Origin of the sequence: Paractinoplanes durhamensis (genome assembly GCF_016862175.1) — a bacterium.
GTDB classification, from domain to species: domain Bacteria; phylum Actinomycetota; class Actinomycetes; order Mycobacteriales; family Micromonosporaceae; genus Actinoplanes; species Actinoplanes durhamensis.
Genome location: NZ_BOML01000119.1, coordinates 1 through 1,781 on the forward strand (window position 1 = coordinate 1; position 1,781 = coordinate 1,781).

Consider the following 1,781-nt stretch of genomic DNA (forward strand, 5'->3'; position numbering starts at 1 on the left):
TCTAGTCCTGTGAGCGAAGCGACTGCCCCGGTCGCCATGACCGGACCACTTTGCGGGGACGCCGGGACATAAGGCTCGTCCGTGCAGCAGTCATTAGGTGCGTTGTCGATATCTACGTAGAACTTATCGCTGTTGAGAACGCGATCCTCAAAATAGAACCGGTTGAGATAGTTGCCGACCGTCCGGTTCGCGGACCGGTTAACCGGTTTTACCGCCCATGTCTCGTTGGCTGGGCCGCCGACCCGCAGCATGTTCTGTTGAGTGGCGTTGAAGGGGTATTCGTCACAATCCCGCTTTTCTCCGTTCGGGCCGGCTGTGTAGTCCTGTCCGAACCGTTGCCGGCATTCGGTCTGCTGCCGATACCGACCTTCGGGGGCAGGGTGGAGACGCGACAACGGCGGCATGATGTTCCCGGACTCATTCCAGTAGAGCTGGCCCGGGACAAACTGGTCCGCTGTCGCATCGGGGCGAAGCGACCTCAGATTGTGCATCGCCTGGTATATGAAGGCTACCGAGGGGCGGATTTTGGTTTCGTTGTAGTTGAGGTGGAAGACGCTGGCCGCGTACGGAAAGCCGCAAGCGGCCGCCCGGGATTGTTTTGCATATTTGATGTATGTCGCGTTATCGCACCGGCCCGCGATCACCACCTGCTCATCCCTCGGAGCGCTAGGAGACGGCGCTACCTGGCCGAGCGTCTGGTTAAACACGTGGAAGGTGTAGTCAAAGCCGCCGATCTTGTAATCGTTCGCCTGCCCGCTCGGGAGCGTGCTGGTAGATATAACCTGGGTGAACTCTGGAGATCGTTTCCAGCCGCTTACCGTTCGAATGGCACCCTTCTCGCCGAGAGTCGGGCACTTTGAAATACCGTTCCCGGGAGTCTGATAGGCGGTGCAGTCGAAGTAGAATCCGAACACGGCTGAGTTGAGCTGCTTAAGGGTCTCTTGCCATTTATCGAAGTGCGCCTCCCACGTCACCGTCCTCGACGTCTTCGATGCAGCCCCCAGCAGCGTCACGCGGAAAGAAAGCTTGCCGACCCATCGGGGTGGCGCATCGTTGTAAATCTCGTAGAAGTTGAACTCCCCGCCTTCCAGGCGGCATACCGAGAAACTGTTCTTGACGTACCATTTATAGTTACCCAGCCACTTTTCACGACATTCATCAACCGTGAGGTACTCGCCGTTTCTCGACTGTGTGACGTCAGGCTGCTCTCCGGGTATGTCCAGCGCCCGCAGAGGGGCGCCGAAAGACCGTCCCATCGGGTGCCCGACGCCTCTGACAATCCCCGCGGTAGCGTCCGTGCTCGAGTCCTCCGGAGACTGCGGTGACTCCCCTGTCGCCGGCTGCTCCGTAGCATCCGATGCGGAAGCCGGCGCACTTGACGGCGAAGTAAAGGCCGGTGCAGGACTCGGCGGGGCAGTGCCGTCCGCCGGCCCGTGCGTCTCGTCAGAAGGCGCCGGCGCCGGCGTTTCGCCCGCCGGTGTCGATGGATTCTCCAGTGGGCTGTCTGGCGCCTCGGGGTAGTAATGGGACATCGACGATTCTCGCTCGGTGTCAGCCACCGCATCGGCAAATGATGCAGTCGGACTGCTCTCTTGGCGCAGCGCTTCTTCCCAGGAAATACCGTGCGACGTTGTTGGATCGACCAGCGCCGAGCTCACGTCGCCCAGTGTTGCAGTGGCAGTTAACGTCGCGTCTGATGTGGTATTCGGCGACACCAGCGGCGTCCCGTTTCCGTCCTGCGCATATGCAGGTGGGCCGAAACTTGTGGCACACAACATGGC

General features: G+C 60.3%; 1 protein-coding gene. It reads right to left on the reverse strand.

Going from position 1 to position 1,781, the window contains the following annotated elements; translation table 11 throughout:
• Nucleotides 1-1,658, reverse strand: a 1,658-nt coding sequence (locus tag Adu01nite_RS47355; RefSeq protein WP_438871122.1) for a NucA/NucB deoxyribonuclease domain-containing protein, incomplete at its 3' end; no start/stop codon positions are given.
• Between the last annotated feature and the right edge of the window lie 123 nt (nt 1,659-1,781).